The organism is uncultured Bacteroides sp. (assembly GCF_905207245.1).
In the GTDB taxonomy this organism is placed as follows: domain Bacteria; phylum Bacteroidota; class Bacteroidia; order Bacteroidales; family Bacteroidaceae; genus Bacteroides.
The window spans coordinates 38,626-56,323 of sequence record NZ_CAJLKP010000039.1; the positions used below are offsets into that span (position 1 = coordinate 38,626).

Here is a 17,698-nt window from a genome sequence, read left to right on the forward strand (position 1 = left end):
TTAATCCCAAATCTCATATCCGCTAAACCACTTGCTAATCTCATCGTAGGTTTTGGTAAAATATCGGCGTTCGGAATCGAGTGCCCGCAGAGCCGCCATTTCTTCCTCGTTCAGTTTAAAGTCGAACACATGGATATTCTCCTCGATATAAGCCGGATTGTCCGTACCCGGAATGACGGAGAAACCTTCCTGAATGTGCCAACGGATGATGACTTGTGCAGCAGTCTTTCCGTGAGCACGGGCTATCCGGTTTATTACGATATCTCTCAGCAGTTCGCCCTTGCTGTCTCTTCCACCGAGGGGGAACCAGCTTTCCAAAACAATGCCGTTCGCTTTCAACTTCTCCTGCCAATGCTTACGTTGGGCGTAGGGATGACATTCTATCTGCATCGTTGTCGGCTTCACCTTCATGCTGTCCACAATGGCACTGAACATTGCGTCGTTGAAGTCGAAATTGCTGATGCCGATAGCCCGTACCTTCCCCTGTCCGATGGCTTTCTCCAGTTCCTTCCATGCACCTGCATAGTCGCCTACGGGCTGATGCAGGTAAACGAGGTCAATATAGTCCACATCCAGACGACGGAGCATCTTGTCGATGGCAGGCAGGGTCTTGCCTTCGCCATACTCGTTGGGCCACAGCTTCGAGGTAATCCAAATCTCTTCACGCGGAATGCCGCTTTCTTTCACTGCCCGTCCCACACTGCGCTCATTGCCATAAGCATGTGCCGTATCAATGTGTCGGTAGCCTTTCTTCAGTGCCTCCGCCACGGCGTTCTTCGACACTTCTCCCTCGGGAAGGCAGAATGTTCCCAAACCGAACTGCGGCATAGTGAGTCCATTGTTCAATTTCAGCAGAGGCACATTTGCCTCCGTCACGTTTACCGGAATATCCGTTCCCGGAGTTTGGGCGGAAGCTGCAAAACAGCTGCCTGCCACGAATACGATTGTTGCAATCAAATTTCTCATAACTACTTTGTTTTATTATCTTTCGGGAGCAAAGGTAGCGGAACATCCTCATTCTCTTGATACACAAAACACCGCCATACTTTCACATTTTTCCCTCGAAGCAGGAAATCGGGCATATTCAGCAGAAAAACAGCAATCCGTGAAAGGGATTCTCACCGATAAGTCCTACATTTGCAACAGTATAAACAGAAAAGAGAAGAAACGATGGAATCACACAACTTCCACGAAGGGGACATCCTGCTATTCAACACCCGGACAGACAAGACGGCACCTGCGGACTACGTAGGGCGGTATCACATCCATATCCTCTGCCATAAGGGGCAAGCCCGGTTCTGCATGGCGGAGAAGACTTTCCGGATAGAGGCGGATGATTTCGTCATCTGGCAGATAGGTTCGGACATAGACGAGGTGGTCTGTTCCGATGATTTCGATGCCGACTTTCTGCTCGTCTCCCGGAACTTTCTGATAGAGAACAATCCCGAAACCGTATGGGCGACCAAGGGCTACGTCTATATCAAGCACAATCCGGTCTTCCACCTGAACGAGCAGGACAAGGCGCTGTGCGATGCCGACTTCTTCCGTTTCAGAGAGCAGTTGGCGGGCAAGGACCACCTCTTCCGCAAAGAGATATTGGGCAGGCAGATGCAGATATTCCTGTTCGACCTGTGGAATATCTATGCCCAGGAAATCAACAAGCTGCAACAAGTATCAAGTATACAAGCCAATCTGTTCAACCGCTTCATGGATTTAGTCCGGCAATATGCCGCCGGGAATCGGGAGGTGACGTTCTACAGTGAGAAGTTGTGCGTCTGCCCCAAGTATCTGTCCGAGGTAGTGCGCAAGGGAAGCGGAAAGCCTGCCTCCTACTGGATAAACGGCTACGCCACGCAGGAAATCGTTGCCCTGCTGAAGAAGCCGGACCTTACCCTATCGGAAATATCCGAACGGTTGAACTTCTACAACCAGTCCCACTTCAGCCGGTTCGTGAAGAAGGTGCTCGGCGTGTCACCGTCGGAATACAGGAATGAACTGGAGAAGAAGAAATAGCCGACAACCATGAGAAGTTTGTTTACTTTTCTGCTCATCATCATCCGTTGTCCCGAAAGGCCGCTACAGGTATCTGTAGAGGGGTTGCTGACTTGGCCTTGCCGAGGTAGCTACCTTGACATCGACTTGGTAGCTAACTTTTCGGGGCAGGGGCGGATTGTATGATTTTATTTCTTTCTCCACTACAAAACGGAAGAGATGACGCAAACAAGGCAAAGGTATGTGCCCCAAAAATATCCATTTCATGTCCACAATACTGAAATTCGCCCGAAATCCCGTTGCTTATTCAAAGGTTATTCTTATTTTCGTCCCCTAAAAAACAATAGTCCGATGACAAAAGATACAAATCGTAAATATTGGGTATTGATACTGCTGGGATTGCTCTCTTTCCTTGCATTGTTTCTTTATCTGATAGAACTTCTGACTGCCAAGCAGACCTTTACGTCCGTAGCATTCATCAAGAGCGTCACTATCTCATTTCCATTCATGGCGTTAATCGCCTGGGTGGACTATAAGTTGGTGTCCTTCATTAACGACGCGCAGTGGTTCTCCAGGCATCTGATGCTGCGAATCGTCTTTGAAGGAGCGTGCATCTCTCTGCTTGCCGCCGTATTCGTCATTTTAGGGAACATCCCGTTCCGGCAGGAGGAAGGCGTGTGGGAGTATCTGATGTCCATGCGCTATGGCGAAGTGGTTGTCACCTCTATCCTGTTCAATGTGTTTGCAGTGACCGTCATTGAGTTCTTCGTTCAGAGCAGGAAGAAGCAGCTGCTGCAACAAGAGAATGTACGGATGCAGTACCGGCAATTGAAGAGCCAGATAAACCCGCATTTCCTTTTCAACAGCCTCAATGTATTGGTGTCGCTCATCAACAAGGACAGTGAGCGTGCCACGGACTATACCAAAAAGCTGTCCGACGTTTACCGCTATGTACTTACCCACGACCTCGAAGATACCGTATCCGTCCATAGCGAACTTGAATTTATACAGAACTACATCGAAATACTACAGATACGCTTTGGCGATGGGCTGAACTTCACTTTCGATGTACGGCAGGCTGACATGCAGCGGGAGATTCCCCCGATGACACTGCAAGTCCTGGTAGAGAATGCCGTAAAGCACAATGCACTGACCGCCTCCAGTCCGCTGACCATACATATATCGAGTGACAGCCGGAATCTGATTGTCTCAAACAATATCATTCCACGCATGAAAGTAGAGAACTCGATGGGCATCGGACTCGAAAACATCAAGGAGAAATACGACCTGATAGCAGGCAAGACTGTCTCCATTATAAAAACAGACCAAGAATTTGCCGTTAAATTACCACTGTTATGAAAGTACTGATTATAGAGGACGAGCCACTGGCGCAAGAAGAACTGGTGCGTATCATCGGGAAGCGTTTTCCCGAAATGAAAATCGTCGGTAAGCTATCTTCCATAAGGGAGAGCATCGAATGGCTGAAAGAGAGCAAAGCCGGCCTGATATTCATGGATATACATCTTTCCGACGGCAACAGCTTTGACATCTTCGACCATGTAGAGGTGCGCACTCCCATCATTTTTACCACTGCCTACGACCAATACGCCATTCAAGCATTCAAGGTAAACGGCATTGGGTATCTTCTAAAACCCATCGTAGAAAGCGACTTGGTTGCAGCTGTGGAGAAACTGGACTATACTCCCGAGAAGCTTACCGAACTGCTGGACACCATCAAGCCCTCCAAAGGATACAAAAGCCGTATAGCCATCAAGTCGGGTGACCGGTTCAGCTTTCTGAAGATGGAGGATGTAGCTTACTTTTATGCCGAGGAACGGATGACTTTTGTTGTCCCCAAACAGGGGAAAAAGCAGATTATCGATTACACGATAGAGGCACTTGAGCCGCTGCTCGACCCGAAGCGGTTCTTCAGAATGACCCGCGGCTGCATTGCCTCGATAGACTCCATAGGAAGCGTTTCAAAATACTTCAATAGCCGCCTGAAGATTACCCTGAAACCTGAATATGGAGACAAACTGCTTGTCAGCCGTGTACGTGTCCCCGACTTCTTGCAGTGGCTGGACGGCGAATAAGCGTATGCGGCATTTCATCCGAGGAAAGCTTTATTTCATCCAACGGAAAATGGAGTCTGCCCGAAACTTCTTTCATTGCCTCCCGTGCGCCGCTACCTTTGCAGCGCTAAAACAATAAAACCAAATTAACAATGAAGAAGTTCTTTTTATCCGTTGCAGTCATCTGCATATCCGTCATGTCCGTATCAGCGCAGGAAACTCGCGAAAGGGACTTTCAGCTTAGCTTCATCACTCCACTGGGAACAAACGGGGCGCAATCACATCTGACTATCAACAAGGTGTCGCTCAACGTCCTTGGAGGACACAGCTATGGTAACACAGCATTCGAGTTCGGCGGTTTGTACAATGTCAATCTCCACCTGACCAAAGGTTTTCAGTTTGCCGGCATTGCCAACTACAGTGGCGACACCCGTAATGCAGCCCAATTTGCCGGCATCACCAATATGGCGGCAGACGGTTCCACACCGTTTCAGTTTGCCGGTATTGCCAATGTAGCGGAAGAAGTCTCAGGATTACAGTTTGCAGGCATCGTAAACATCGCCAAAAAGGTAAAAGGCGTTCAGTTCGGACTCTTCAACTATGCGGACGAGAGCGAAGGAGTATCTGTCGGACTTATCAATATCGTCAAGCATGGCGGCAAGCACGAGTTTGAAGTCGCATTCTCCGAGGCCTTGAACACAGCCGTAAGTTTCAAACTGGGAACGGACAAGCTTTATACCATCTTTTCCGGCGGCATCAACTACCTTAATAGTCCGGTGGAGTATGCCGTAGGATTGGGCTTCGGTACTCATATAGACTGGAAAAAAGGCTGGGGAAATCAGATTGAAGCCATCGGATATGCACTGACGGAACAAGGGGAGTTTCATGGAGGAGTGAATATGCTTACCCAACTAAAATATAGCGTGTCCAAGGAACTGGCGCCTCACTTCAAGGTCTTTGCCGGTCCGGTCTTTAACATGACGATATCAGACTATGTCAACCCTGAAACAGGAGCAATCGGCAGTTCTCTTTCTCCCTATTCCATGTGTTCCAATGACAACGGAAGCACTCGCCTGAACGGCTGGATAGGTTTCAGTGCCGGAGTGAGGTTCTGAGTGTGGGTAATAGGAACCAGATGTCTATAATGAACTCCTGATTCCTATGAATGTAGCCCACAAGGATGAATGAGTACCGGAATTAAAAGCGCAGTCCCTTTCTCATCTTTTCCAATCCTTCCAACATCACCTGCCGCGGACAGGCGATGTTGATGCGGACAAACCCCTCTCCTGCCTCACCGTACATGGTGCCTTCGTTCAGCCAGAGTTTCTCCTTCTTCAGCAGCAAGTCCACAATCTCCACGGAGGATATCCGCAACGCCGAACAGTCCACCCACACCAAGTACGTGCCCTCCAGCTTCGTCACCGGAAGCTGCGGCATATACTTGTCGAAGTAGGCGCGCAGGTAGGTGTAGTTGGCAAAGAGGTAGTGGTTCAGCTCGTCCAGCCACTCCCCGCCCTCGTTGTAGGCAGCCATCAGCGCCTCGACGCCGAAGGGATTCACGTCGCACACCTCGTTGTCATTGATGGCGCGGTCTATCTTTCTGCGTACATCCGCATCGGCTGCCACGATGTTGGCTATCTGCAAGCCCGCCATGTTGAACGACTTGCTGGGTGAGTTGCAGGTGACGGAGTGCATCAGGAATTCCTGCGAAATGGAGGCAAAGGGGGTGTAAGTGTAACCGGGGAAGGTCAGCTCGCAATGAATCTCGTCCGCCACCACCAGCACGTTGTGGCGCAGGCAGATTTCGCCGAGGCGCAGCAGTTCTTCGCGCCGCCACACTCTTCCGGCAGGATTGTGCGGATTGCACAGCAGGAGCAGCTTCACCTTCGGGTCCGCCGCTTTCCGCTCCAGGTCGTCGAAGTCCATGCGGTAGGTGCCGTCCTCATAAATCAGCGGACTTGCCACCGTCTCGCATCCGTTGTTGCGGATGGACGAGAAGAAGCAGTTGTACACGGGCGTCTGCACCAGCACCTTGTCGCCGGGCACGGTCATTGCCTTGATGGTGGCGGACAGGGCGGGCACCACGCCGGAGGTGTATATCACCCACTCGCGGTCTATCTCCCACCCGTGCCGCCGCCCGAACCATCGGCTGAGGGACTCATAATAGGCGTCGGGCACCCGGACATAGCCGAAAATGCCATGCTCCACCCGCCGCTTCAATGCCTCCACCACCGCAGGCGCCGTGCGGAAGTCCATATCCGCCACCCACAGGGGAAGCACGTCCGCATCCGCCGCCGAATCCCATTTGTAGGAGTTCGTGCCGCGGCGGGGAATCCGTTCGTCGAAGTTGTATCTCATTGGTCGAAGCAAGTTGTGTCGTCCCACAGTTTCAGCTCGCAGTCTGCCGGAGCCTTGATGTTCTCATCGATAATTATCTCGCCATAGCTTTCGGCGGTGATGCAGCCCGTGGCGGGGTTCTTCACGCCGCTTATCGGGCTGTTGATGGTGGCTTGCACGCTGCTGTACTCAAAGGCACGGTCGCAGTCAGCACCGAAGGTGCAGTTCTCCAGCACAAGATCGTGTGCATAGCAGAGGGGCTGCTCGCCGGTGATGTGGCAGTTCACCAGACGCAGGTTGCGCGAGTGCCAGCCCAGGTATTCGCCGTTCAGCTCGGAGTCATAGACGGTGACGTTCTCCACTTCCCAGAAAGCATCCTTCGTGGTGATTTTGGCGTTGTGCAATTCCACGTTCTTCACGTACTGGAAGACGTATTTGCTGTCGCTCTCCAGTCCGTCAATGTAGATGTTGTTGCTGAACATGAAGGGGTAAGTGCCGCCGTGCAACTTCAGATTCTTAATGTGCAGGTCGTTGCAACGCCAGAACACTTCGTCGGCATCGTTCATCTCGACGTTCTCCATCTCGATGTCGCTCATCTCGCGGAACATCTTGGGGGCGTCGATGCGGGTATCTTTCATCTTCAGGTGGTCGGAATACCACAGGGCCGAGCGTCCGCCCACGTCGAAGAAGCAGCGGTCGATGGTGAAGCCATGCACGTGCCAGAAGGGGTAATTGCCCTCGAAGCGGCAGTTGGTGGCGATGATGTTGCTGCATTCCTTGATGGCGGATTCTCCGGCACGGATGATTACGTTTTCCAGTTGCAGGTCGTGTGTTCCAAACAGCGGACGTTCGCCGCCAAATTCTTTGTCTTTTATCAGTTCCATTGTTATCTATTTATTATTGTATTTCAAAAGTCACGCTCACATTCCCCGCCCCGAGGGCTGCGGCAAGTCCCGAAGCATCACTCATCCGCCCCAAGCGCGTGTAGCTGTAGGAGGTGCGGAACGTTTCGTAGAAAAGCACCAGGCACGACGAGCCGTAAAGCATCAAGTCGCCTGCCCCGATGGTTCCCGGATGGACGGATGCCGTGGGCAGGCTGCCGGACAAGTAATAGTATTTCTCGTTGCCGTTCAGTTCGGACATGTTCACGGTCATGGGCAGCAGTGCCTTGAAAGCCGTTGCCGCCGCATTGTTCTCTAAAGCGACGCTGAACGAGGCAGTGCCGACTGTTATCTTCAGATGATTGCTCATGGTAGGGTTGTTATTATCATTATTATTGTCATCAGGCGTTTCCGGCTGCCCTGCCTCCACTATCGGCTCGTCCGTACCACACGATACGGAACTCACCGAAAGGGACATCATTATAAAAAGGATTGAAAGTAAACGTTTCATCAGTTATCTGTTTTTCATTTCTACACCGCAAAGATACGGCAGAAAAGGTATCGGCTTTGTAGATAAATTACAGACATATTAACCCGAATTACTGAAGTTTGCCCAGCTTCAACCATTTCCCCCTCCAGAGGCGGAACAGGAAAATGCTTCCACGGAAACAAAGCTCGATGCACATAGCAATCCACACCCCTTGCAGTCCCATCATCGGGGCAAGCCATGCGGCAAGCGTGAGGCGCACCGCCCAAATGCTGCCCAAGTTCATCGCACTAGGTATCAACGTATCGCCTGCCCCCACAAACACACCGTAGCCCACGATGGAAGCGGCAAACATAGGTTCGGCAAAGGCTTCGATGCGCAATGCCATCACGCCCAGCGACAACACTTCGGCATCGGGCGTCATCAACCCCATCATCCACGGAGCTGCCACGTACATCACCACGCCCATCACCCCCATCACCACCATACCCAGTAACACTGTGATATGAGCGAAGCGTTTCGTCAGTTCCAGCCGTCCGGCACCGATGCTCTGCCCCACCAGCGTGGTGGCGGCATCGGCAATGCCATAACCGGGCATGTAGCAGAGGCTCTCGGCAGTAATGGCAAAGGAATTGGCGGCAATCGCCACCACACCCAAGGGTGCCACGATGACGGTGGTCATAATCTGTGCGCCACATAATATAATGTGTTCGGCACCCATCGGCAGACTGATGCGGAGCGCCCTCTTCAGGCAGTCGGTCTTGGGCAGAAAGCTGTCTCGCTCCTGCGTCAGCCTCAGGTCGGGAGAGCGGAAACAGAGGAACCACATCATAAGTGCCGCCGTCACCAGCTCGGCAAGCCCCGTGCCCAGCGCCGCTCCCACCACGCCCAGTCCGGCACCCGGCAGGGAAAACGTGAAGCCGAGGCATTGCCACTCATGGGAGGGGAAGATGAGGAAGAGATTGAATACCACGTCCAGCACACACATCAGTACGTTCAGCAGGCTGGGCACGAACATATTGCCGCAGCATCGCAGCATGCTGCCGCCCAAGAAGCTAAGTTGGAGAGCCGGAAGGGACACGGCGAATATCAGAAAGTAGAGCGAAGCATCGTGCGCAATGGAAGTATCGCCTCCCAGCCACATGGGCAGCACGCCACTAATGCCACACCCCACGGCAAGCAGCAGGAAGCTGAACAGCAGTGTCGCCACAATAGATTGGCGCAGCACTGTCCTTGCCCTCTTCCGGTCTCCGGCACCGATGCAGTGCGCCACCTGTACGGAGAAGCCCGTGGCAACCGAGGTGCAGACACCCCAGAACAGCCAAGTGGTGGTGGATACCAGTCCAATGGAAGCGGAAGCGTTGGCTCCCAGGCTGCCCACCATCGAAGCGTCAATATATTGCATGACGATGGAGGACACCTGCGCCATAATGGCAGGCATACTTAGTTGAGCGGTCAGGCGCAACTGCTGTTTCAGTGTCATAGGTTGTCCGTCACGAATGAGGGACAGGAAGGTATTGCTTTGTTTCTCCAGATTCATCTACTTTAGAAGTTTGAGCCACTTGCCGTAGGTCAGCATCCGCCAAATCCATTCCAGCGGACCGAACAGGCAGTAACGCAGCCACAGGTGGCTGAAAGCTATTTCAGCGGCATATACGCCGGTGGCTATCAGCAGCACATGGACTAGCCCCATATCTGCCCCCAGTCCCCAGCCGATGCCATAGAAAATGAACATTCCCCAAAGGGACTGCCCGATGTAGTTGGTAAGAGCCATGCGCCCCGGAGTAGCGAGCAAACGGAAAACGCCGTATTCCTTATTCCGAGAATAGCAGAGAGCAAAGCCTGCCGCATATGCCATACCCATGGGAAAGACGCTGAAGGTATAAAATAAGGTATGTACTGCCAATCCGCAAGGATGTGCATTGAGCGCACTCCACGCATACAGCAGCGAAGTGGGTAGGCCGATGAAAAAGCCCCAACGGGTGACTTGTTTCAGCAGTTGGCGGTTCTCGTCCAGACGGGCATATAAACGATTCTTACCGATATAGAAGCCTATCAAGAATAATCCCATCACCTTGAATATACGGTTGCCATCGATGAATTCCTGTATCCGGACCAGCGCACCTTGTATAAGGAAATGAAAGACCTCTTTATAACTTTCCGCATCACGCAGCCAATAGGCAAAATTATCGTCCGTAATGCCGTAACGGGCGCAGTAATATTGCTGTGCTTGTACCACGGGGGCAGAAGGATAGATGCCCGTCGCTTCAATGAAAGCATCAATTCCTATCGGTAACAACAAAAAGATGGTAGCAGATGCAAGCAACCCTCTGCTGGAAACATTGCGGAACAGTGGCAGAAACAGCCCAAGCAAGGCGTAAAGCATCAGTATGTCTCCACTCCATACAAACATCAGGTGCACGAAGCCTATCAGCAGCAACATCATCATCCGTCGGTAGAAAATCAGGAAACCGTTGATATGCTTCTGCATGGCATTCGAGATGATGATGGAAAATCCTATGCCAAACAGCAAAGAGAATAAAGTATAGAATTTACCATCAATAAATACGTATTGCAGATAGCGAACGATACGGTCTATGCCTCCCGTCGCCATTCCGGCGGCAATATCGGGGTGCAAGAAGGTGTATAGAGAAAATTCGGGTAAGTTCGCCAGGCAAATGCCGAATAATGCCAGTCCGCGTAAGGCATCCAAAACGATGTGCCTTTCCTTTCCACGGACGGGAGCGGCACTTTCTGTGTGTATAAGATTTTCCAATATTCTATGTTCTATTTTTCCGATGCAAAGATCATGCGAATAAAGCAATGTGCAGGTAGATAAATTACAGATATATCAACCCGAATTACAGAATTTCACCAATAACCTCTTATTCCTTATATATTAGGATACAATCGGCAGAAAAAGTGGCTTTCAGTAATTGAGGTTATTAAATCCGTAAACGGGGTATCTCTGCATCTACCAAATCTCCGTAATTTTGCACTCAAACAAGAACAGAACTTAATATGAGGACATTATTAATGACAGCAGCTTTCGTCGTAGCAGGTGCTACGGGCATGATGGCACAAAGCACTAAGATTATGGATAATAAAATTGTGAAACAAGAACTGCAACTCACGCAGGAATGGGACAAGACGTTTCCACAAAGTGAGAAAGTGAATCACCGCAAGGTTACGTTCGTCAATCGTTATGGCATTACGTTGGCGGCAGACCTTTACGAACCGAAGACTTACAACGGTAAACTCGCTGCCATTGCTGTGAGCGGTCCGTTCGGTGCGGTAAAGGAACAAGCCAGTGGACTCTATGCACAGACCATGGCAGAACATGGTTTTCTCACCATCGCCTTCGATCCCTCGTTTACTGGTGAGAGCGGCGGCACGCCACGCCGTACTGCATCTCCGGACATCAATACAGAAGATTTCATGGCAGCTGTCGATTTCCTTGGACTTCAGCCAAACGTTGATGCTGAGAAGATAGGTATTATCGGCATTTGCGGATGGGGCGGCATTGCAATTAACGCTGCAAGCATTGATACCCGTATCAAGGCAACAGTTGCAAGTACCATGTATGATATGACTCGCGTAGGCGGTAACGGATACTTCGACGCAGACAACAATGAAAAGGCTCGTCATGCCACACGTGAAGCGTGGGCTGCCCAGCGTACCCTCACTGTACAAAAGGGTGAAGCGACTCCTGGCGGCGCACTCCCTGAACAGGCTCCGGAAGGTGCGCCACAGTTCCTGATTGACTATGTCGCCTACTACAAGACTCCCCGTGGATATCATCCTCGCAGCGGAAACTCAAACGACGGATGGCATACCTTTGGGACGCAGGCTTATATGAATACTCGTTTCCTCCATTACTCTAATGAGATCCGTTCGGCTGTCTTGGTGATGCACGGCGAGAAGGCTCATTCCCTCTACTTCGGCAAGGATGCTTATAAGTATATGGTAGAAGGCCGTCCTGAGGCTGGCATCAAGCCCAATCCATGTCCTGAGAACAAGGAACTGCTCATTATCCCCGGTGCGAGCCATTGCGATCTCTATGATGGTGGTGAGAAAAAGTGCATTCCTTGGAATAAGCTGATCGATTTCTTTACAAAGAATTTAATGTAATTCTTCCTTCCGGCCATTTTATCACGGGTGGACAAGCGTCTATTCTTCGGAAGTCCTCAAGGATATATTTTTCCAGCTAGTGGTCGAAGCGAGAAATCAGTTCCTGGTTCAAGTCGGTGCGCAGATAGAACTGCCACCGATAGAATCGGGAGTATATAATAAAAGAGAGAAGAAATCTGTTCGTTCATAATATGTTACGATAGTATATTAGAGTATAATGCAGTTATTCCTGCATATATTAAGAGAACCAAAATGAATTATTTCCCGAAATTGAGAATCCATGAAGCCACAGATTGACCTTGGTGGGTAGATTTGGCAAGGCTTTGAAGGGCTTTGTTCCTCACACTTTCAGGTTCATCGGTTGCATGGTTCAATATTAGGTATTCTTCGTATTCGGGTACATACTCAGGGTGTCCTTGGAAAGTAAGAACATGGTTTGATATGCGGAAACTATCATACTTGCAGAATGAACCTGTAGCCACTACAGTAGCCCTTTTGGGAAGTTCCATCATCTGGTCATGGTGATTGTAAAGTAATCGCATCTCTTTATCCGGGAAGTATGTTATTGCTTCATCATCAGTCAGGACCGACTTGCGGATACCTACCCCCCACCCCTTGGGTGATTTGGCAACTTTTCCTCCTAAAGCTTGGGCAATAATTTGGTGTCCGAAACAGATGCCTATAAGCTTAACTTTCACTTTATATGCTTGCTGGATCCAGCCAATCAACTGTTTAATCCAAGCTACATCATCATAAGCACTCAGTCTGCATCCTCCTATCAGGTATATTTCGTTAAAATGAAGCGTCTGAGGAAGTTCACCTTGGTGAGCATTGAATACCCGGATCTCTGTATCTGCTTCCACACTCTTAAATAGTCTGTCAAACATTGAAACATATGATGGAATGGTTTTAGGAAAAAGTCCCGGGAATGTATCACATAGTAGAATATTAACTATCATATAGTGCGCTGTTTTTATATTAATGCGACAAAAATAATGAATATAAAGTATACTACAAATATATTAATGCAATAAATATTACATATACTACAATATGATATAGATTGTTTTCATCGGCATAGTCAATGTATCATAGCTCAACTGAAATTAATAATGGTTTTATCTTTGTACAATTCTCTTATTTTGTTCATTGTACTTTGAAGGAGGAATGCCAAACTGTTCAGTAAAATGTTTCCTAAATGTATTCGGATCATTGAATCCCACCATTTCCGATATCTCCAAAATAGAGTATTTATGCTCCGTAATAAGTGAAGCCGCTTTACTCATCCTTACACTGCGAATCACTTTACTAATAGATAGTTCACTTCTCTCCTTAATCTTTCTGAACAAAGTCGGCTGTGACATATTCAATTGAGTGGCAAGCGTCTGCACATTAAAGTGTTCATTAGTCAGATTGGCTTCTATGATATTAATTACCTTCTGCATAAAATCATCCCCTTCGGTTTCCTGCACTGTTTGTTTCAGCATCAACGATTTGGTATAAATCCGTTTCAGATGTTTTCTACGCAAAATTAGATTTTCAACCTTAGCTTTCAGGATTAAAGGATTAAAAGGTTTCATCATATAGTCATCCACTCCAAGCTGGGTTCCCTTGATAATATCAGTATCTTCCGCTTTCGCCGTCAACATTAAAAGGGGGATATGCGCCGTCTCGACTTGTTCTCGGATTTCCTTGCAGCAAGTAAAGCCATCTTTTATCGGCATCATAATGTCGGAAATAATCAAATCCGGTAGATGCAAGGTAGCCAGTTTCACACCTTCTTCCCCATCATCAGCCTCTAATACATTATATTCACTTCGAAAGAGGCTCACAATATACTGACGAATATCGAAATTATCCTCCACAACCAACAAGGTAGCCTTATACCTTGCGGCAACTTTGTCTTCTTTAGTCATCTGTTCCGGTTCGGAAGTTCCTTTCTCCAAATTCGTTTCATCGCTCGCAAGCTCATATACAGTTTCTTCGTAATTATCATCTGCGAAATGTGCTTTTCCTTTCGGAAAGTTCAAACTAAAAATGCTTCCTTTGCCCAACTCACTCTGCAAATCTACCGTACCATGGTGCATATCCATCGTATTTTTCACAATATGCAGTCCAATACCTACTTTGGTAGAAAAGGAAGGAGCAGTCGCTCCGGTAACAAACGAATCGAACACCCGATATTGCAGTTCATCTGGAATTCCCCTACCTGTATCAGAAACAACAATCCGGCAATACTCTTTTTCATCCAACGTATTCTCGACCAGAGAGAGAGTGATTTTACCTCCCGCTTCCGTATATTTAAAGGCATTCGACAGCAAATTGCGCACAGCAGAAGCCACTTTCTCCACATCCACCCATAGAGGAATAGACCGATTCGGTAAATCAATGACGAAATCAATCTTCCTTGATGCAGCCATTTGCCGGAAAGTATCTGCCGCTTCTTTCAATAAAGCTATAATATTAACTTCGGAAAGACATAATTTTATCATCCCCGCCTCAATCTTCTGCACGCTCAACAGGTCATCCACCAAACGATGAAGCGAATTACCATTTTCATACATCAATGACAAAGCCTTATAGTCGGGATCGTCCTTTTTTTTCCGATGCAATAACTCCTGTAACGGAGAAAGCACCAATGTCAACGGAGTCCGCAACTCATGAGCCACGCAGGTAAAGAAGTTCTCTCTTTCTTCCCGAATCTGTTTTTCTTTTTCGCATTCTATATGGGATATATGCAGTTCATGCTTTAGAAGTAATTCGCGTTTAGCCCTCCGTTGTTCCTGGCGGACACGATAAATGCCATAACCGGTTATCAAAATAAGAACCATACACACCCCTAAACGGAACCAGATCGTTTGACTCCAATGAGGTTGAATGCTGATTGCCAACATATTTACAATATTATTCGAGCTATCAGCATAAACACTCTTTACCTCAAACACATAATCACCTGCGGGCAAATTAGTGTAAGAAGCCTTTTCTCCTCCATTGCACACCACCCATTCATTCTGGTAAGGCAGCAAACGATAATTATATTTCTGATTTTCTTCTGAATAGAGAAGATTGCTAAAAGACAGCGAGAAGTCACGATTAGCATAAGCCAGCACAATCTTATCCGTATAAGGAAGTCCTTTCTCCAATAGTACCTGCCCATTCACCTTTTCTCCGATTGCCACGAGCTTATTGTTCACCTCCAAGTCCAGCAACAGGTTTTTCTTTATCCTTGGCACAGTTTCTACCGCTTCCGGATTAAAATAAGTCAAAGCATAGTTATTTCCGAAGAACAAAGTTTTCCCGATATGCAATACAGAACGGTTACTACCCGAGATATAGTAATTATAAAACAAATCCAAATGACGGCTATAACGGGAAATACCCGAGTTAGTACCTAACCATACATATCCTTTTTCATCTTCCGCAATGCAAGTGACAAAGTTACTGCACATTCCGTCATGAGTCGTGTAGAAATGCTGGATCGAATCCCCACTTTCGGATAAGACTCCCAGTCCGTCCGTATAACCGACATAGAGTTGTCCGTCCCCGGAAGCCAATAAAGCACGGACATACCGGGCTCCGATCCCTGCCTTAACTTCATAATCTCCCTTCACCTCTACTTTTTGGGTACGGGTATCTACACTCAATTGATATAATCCGTCAGGAGTACCCAGCCAAAGCTCTCCATTTATGCCTTCGGCTATAGCACGTATCGAACATTTCTCCAACAAATTGTCACTTACTGTAAGAACCGGAGAGAAATTCGTTGTTTCTCGGTCAAACAGCAACAACCCATTGCGTGTCCCCACCCAAAAACGATGCTTACTATCAATGAACAGTTGCCATACATAAGTAGAATATTTCAGGTTATTATTCTTTCTGTATTCAGGAGGCAAATTATAATCCACGAATTTCCCGGAGGAAGACTGATAACAAGTGATGGACGCATCCGAATTGCCGAACCATAAATTGCCGTCTTCATCCTTCATGGCACAAAGCGCCGCTTTTCCCTCTGCTACAGGCATCCTTTTCGCTACAAAATCCAAATTCCCTGTCTGTTCAAACGGCAAGGTACTGCGCATGATTGTCCCGTTGAATGTGGCCAACCAGACATACCCTTCATCATCGGACACAATATCGCAGATTTCATTGATCTCCCCCTGCGAGAATCTCTCATAAAATTGCTTTCTAAGGTCGAGAACTATGACTCCTCCGCCATGCGTCCCGAAATAAACCAATCCGCGAGAATCATAATAGACAGCAAGCATGCGGGATTCAAAATTATAAAGATAGGCAAGTTGATTGTTGATTTCAGTAGTTGTTTCCCCACTCTTCTTATCTACAGAGAGCACTGTATACCCGTTCCATGTAGCCGCCATATATTCATCCCCCACAGCCGTAATAGCATATACATCGTTATGTGACAAGTCCGGTTTTTCTTTCGGACTATTGTTCGTAAAGGAATCTAAAGTATGGCTCTGTAAATGATAACGCAACACCCCTCCCCCAATCGTTGCCATCCACAAATAATCTTTATCGCACACCAACGAAGAAATCTGATAGGAATCAGTCCGACTGGCATACAGCTTCACGGTTGTTTCCAACTTTCCCGACGGCACGTCAAATATAAGCAGGCTGCTTTTCTTGGTTATCAGGAAGAGTTTTTTCTTGTCCGGCGAGCTACAAATCTTAGTAATCACTTCCTGTTCATCCGTCAATGCGAACTCTTTCAAAACTTCCAAGGAGAACAGCCGTTCTTTATTCTTAGGATTCTTACTGAGAACCCGTTTCAACAGATGCAGTTTATTCTTTGAGATTGACCAATACGTCGAATCATTCAGGAGCACTAGCCCTTTTGTATTATAATACCGTTTATCCCTAAAATTACCAGTCTCTACAAAACATTCCCGATAACGGTCAAAACAGTGCAAATTACTGTTCGTTATAAAAAGAAGTAATCCGTCCGACGTGTCATACATATACTCAATAGTCATATTGTACTTGTCCGAAGTAAAGCTACGTATATTCTTCCCGTCATACCGACTTAACCCGTCTCCCGTTCCAAACCATATAAACCCGTCTTTATCCTTAAAGATGGAATAAACAGAATTACCGGCAAGACCGTTCTGCATATTCATCTTTTTATAGTTCTTTTCCAAAGATGCATGAAGCATGATAGGGAAAAGAAGAAATAGCATCAATAAGAATATTTGTTTTGCCTTGCTCATTGGATTTAGATTAGAATTTATGTACAAAGAAATAAAAATTAAGTCTAAAGCACTAGAAAAAGCTCAATTAATTGTAATTTGAATGAAATACTAGGTCTAAATGAATAGAATACTCATATATACCGAAGACGGTGAGGGCACCCTCGTTCAAGCGGATTTGCAATCCGCTTGTTTTTTATTTGGAATGACGCTTAAGGAAAGAAGATAAACATAAAGAAAAGTTTTTTCTGCATTGTTACGACTTTTCTCTATATCACTTCTTATCCGGCAGTTATTCCCCTCCGTCAATTCCTTGCTTTGCCATGCATTTTCGTATTATTCTTAATGCTTCCTAAAGGCATCTTTATGGTCTCAGAACTAATCATTTAGATCTTCCTTATGGCAGGCAACTATCGTTTCCAGCAGGAGAAACCAGCGTTCCCATTAAGGGAAACGCGAGTTCCCATAAGGGGAAACTGCCGTTCCCTGCAGCGGAAACGGATCTAAATATAGGAGGGTTGTACTGTTGTACTGTACTGGATTTAGTTGACAACTTCGCTTGTTATACCTAAGTTAGTTTACTCAATATATTTT

General features: G+C 47.6%; 14 protein-coding genes. 6 read left to right on the forward strand and 8 right to left on the reverse strand.

Annotation, left to right across the window (positions count from 1 at the left end; all coding sequences use genetic code 11):
- Positions 1 to 966: an aldo/keto reductase gene (locus QZ135_RS13020; RefSeq protein WP_294609811.1), complete on the reverse strand. Its 966-nt coding sequence runs from the start codon at positions 964 to 966 to the stop codon at positions 1 to 3.
- Positions 967 to 1,170: 204 nt separating this feature from the next.
- On the opposite strand from QZ135_RS13020, the gene QZ135_RS13025 reads away from it, so the two are divergent.
- From QZ135_RS13025 to QZ135_RS13045, 5 genes are all read left to right on the forward strand, one after another.
- Complete coding sequence (locus tag QZ135_RS13025) at positions 1,171 to 2,013, forward strand: helix-turn-helix domain-containing protein (RefSeq protein ID WP_294609814.1); 843 nt, start codon at positions 1,171 to 1,173, stop codon at positions 2,011 to 2,013.
- Between the two features lie 9 nt (positions 2,014 to 2,022).
- Complete coding sequence (locus QZ135_RS13030; protein ID WP_294609817.1) at positions 2,023 to 2,178, forward strand: hypothetical protein; 156 nt, start codon at positions 2,023 to 2,025, stop codon at positions 2,176 to 2,178.
- A gap of 165 nt (positions 2,179 to 2,343) precedes the next feature.
- Entirely contained in the window at positions 2,344 to 3,351 is a 1,008-nt protein-coding gene (locus QZ135_RS13035) for a histidine kinase (RefSeq protein WP_294609820.1), read from the forward strand.
- A complete protein-coding gene (locus tag QZ135_RS13040) occupies positions 3,348 to 4,085 on the forward strand; it encodes a LytTR family DNA-binding domain-containing protein (RefSeq protein WP_294609823.1) in 738 nt (245 codons plus the stop codon). Before QZ135_RS13035 ends, QZ135_RS13040 begins: the two co-directional genes overlap by 4 nt.
- A gap of 131 nt (positions 4,086 to 4,216) precedes the next feature.
- A complete protein-coding gene (locus QZ135_RS13045; RefSeq protein WP_294609825.1) occupies positions 4,217 to 5,179 on the forward strand; it encodes a hypothetical protein in 963 nt (320 codons plus the stop codon).
- Positions 5,180 to 5,261: 82 nt separating this feature from the next.
- On the opposite strand, the gene QZ135_RS13050 is transcribed toward QZ135_RS13045, so the two are convergent.
- From QZ135_RS13050 to QZ135_RS13070, 5 genes are all read right to left on the reverse strand, one after another.
- Entirely contained in the window at positions 5,262 to 6,422 is a 1,161-nt protein-coding gene (locus QZ135_RS13050; RefSeq protein ID WP_294609827.1) for a MalY/PatB family protein, read from the reverse strand.
- Positions 6,419 to 7,285: a DUF3737 family protein gene (locus QZ135_RS13055; protein WP_294609830.1), complete on the reverse strand. Its 867-nt coding sequence runs from the start codon at positions 7,283 to 7,285 to the stop codon at positions 6,419 to 6,421. The genes QZ135_RS13050 and QZ135_RS13055 overlap by 4 nt, the downstream gene beginning before the upstream one ends.
- Before the next feature lie 13 nt (positions 7,286 to 7,298).
- Positions 7,299 to 7,793: a cyclophilin-like fold protein gene (locus tag QZ135_RS13060; RefSeq protein ID WP_294609833.1), complete on the reverse strand. Its 495-nt coding sequence runs from the start codon at positions 7,791 to 7,793 to the stop codon at positions 7,299 to 7,301.
- Positions 7,794 to 7,881: 88 nt separating this feature from the next.
- Positions 7,882 to 9,309 carry an MATE family efflux transporter gene (locus QZ135_RS13065; RefSeq protein WP_294609836.1) on the reverse strand — a complete coding sequence of 476 codons (1,428 nt, stop codon included), beginning with the start codon at positions 9,307 to 9,309 and terminating at the stop codon, positions 7,882 to 7,884.
- Positions 9,310 to 10,545 carry a DUF418 domain-containing protein gene (locus tag QZ135_RS13070; protein WP_294609839.1) on the reverse strand — a complete coding sequence of 412 codons (1,236 nt, stop codon included), beginning with the start codon at positions 10,543 to 10,545 and terminating at the stop codon, positions 9,310 to 9,312.
- Between the two features lie 296 nt (positions 10,546 to 10,841).
- On the opposite strand from QZ135_RS13070, the gene QZ135_RS13075 reads away from it, so the two are divergent.
- Positions 10,842 to 11,900: an alpha/beta hydrolase gene (locus tag QZ135_RS13075; RefSeq protein WP_294609848.1), complete on the forward strand. Its 1,059-nt coding sequence runs from the start codon at positions 10,842 to 10,844 to the stop codon at positions 11,898 to 11,900.
- A 257-nt stretch (positions 11,901 to 12,157) separates the two neighbouring features.
- Here the strand turns inward: QZ135_RS13075 and QZ135_RS13080 are convergent, their stop codons facing one another.
- A complete protein-coding gene (locus QZ135_RS13080; RefSeq protein WP_294609842.1) occupies positions 12,158 to 12,859 on the reverse strand; it encodes a hypothetical protein in 702 nt (233 codons plus the stop codon).
- A 159-nt stretch (positions 12,860 to 13,018) separates the two neighbouring features.
- Positions 13,019 to 17,125 carry a hybrid sensor histidine kinase/response regulator transcription factor gene (locus QZ135_RS13085; RefSeq protein ID WP_294609845.1) on the reverse strand — a complete coding sequence of 1,369 codons (4,107 nt, stop codon included), beginning with the start codon at positions 17,123 to 17,125 and terminating at the stop codon, positions 13,019 to 13,021.
- Positions 17,126 to 17,698 lie beyond the last annotated feature (573 nt).

Bases quoted from the DNA above. Each gene is read 5' to 3' on its own strand.
- QZ135_RS13030 (WP_294609817.1), top strand. From the start codon at position 2,023: ATGAGAAGTTTGTTTACTTTTCTGCTCATCATCATCCGTTGTCCCGAA.
- QZ135_RS13055 (WP_294609830.1), bottom strand. From the start codon at position 7,285: ATGGAACTGATAAAAGACAAAGAATTTGGCGGCGAACGTCCGCTGTTT.
- QZ135_RS13085 (WP_294609845.1), bottom strand. From the start codon at position 17,125: ATGAGCAAGGCAAAACAAATATTCTTATTGATGCTATTTCTTCTTTTC.
- QZ135_RS13025 (WP_294609814.1), top strand. From the start codon at position 1,171: ATGGAATCACACAACTTCCACGAAGGGGACATCCTGCTATTCAACACC.
- QZ135_RS13075 (WP_294609848.1), top strand. From the start codon at position 10,842: ATGATGGCACAAAGCACTAAGATTATGGATAATAAAATTGTGAAACAA.
- QZ135_RS13035 (WP_294609820.1), top strand. From the start codon at position 2,344: ATGACAAAAGATACAAATCGTAAATATTGGGTATTGATACTGCTGGGA.
- QZ135_RS13040 (WP_294609823.1), top strand. From the start codon at position 3,348: ATGAAAGTACTGATTATAGAGGACGAGCCACTGGCGCAAGAAGAACTG.
- QZ135_RS13045 (WP_294609825.1), top strand. From the start codon at position 4,217: ATGAAGAAGTTCTTTTTATCCGTTGCAGTCATCTGCATATCCGTCATG.
- QZ135_RS13080 (WP_294609842.1), bottom strand. From the start codon at position 12,859: ATGATAGTTAATATTCTACTATGTGATACATTCCCGGGACTTTTTCCT.
- QZ135_RS13020 (WP_294609811.1), bottom strand. From the start codon at position 966: ATGAGAAATTTGATTGCAACAATCGTATTCGTGGCAGGCAGCTGTTTT.
- QZ135_RS13060 (WP_294609833.1), bottom strand. From the start codon at position 7,793: ATGAAACGTTTACTTTCAATCCTTTTTATAATGATGTCCCTTTCGGTG.
- QZ135_RS13050 (WP_294609827.1), bottom strand. From the start codon at position 6,422: ATGAGATACAACTTCGACGAACGGATTCCCCGCCGCGGCACGAACTCC.
- QZ135_RS13065 (WP_294609836.1), bottom strand. From the start codon at position 9,309: ATGAATCTGGAGAAACAAAGCAATACCTTCCTGTCCCTCATTCGTGAC.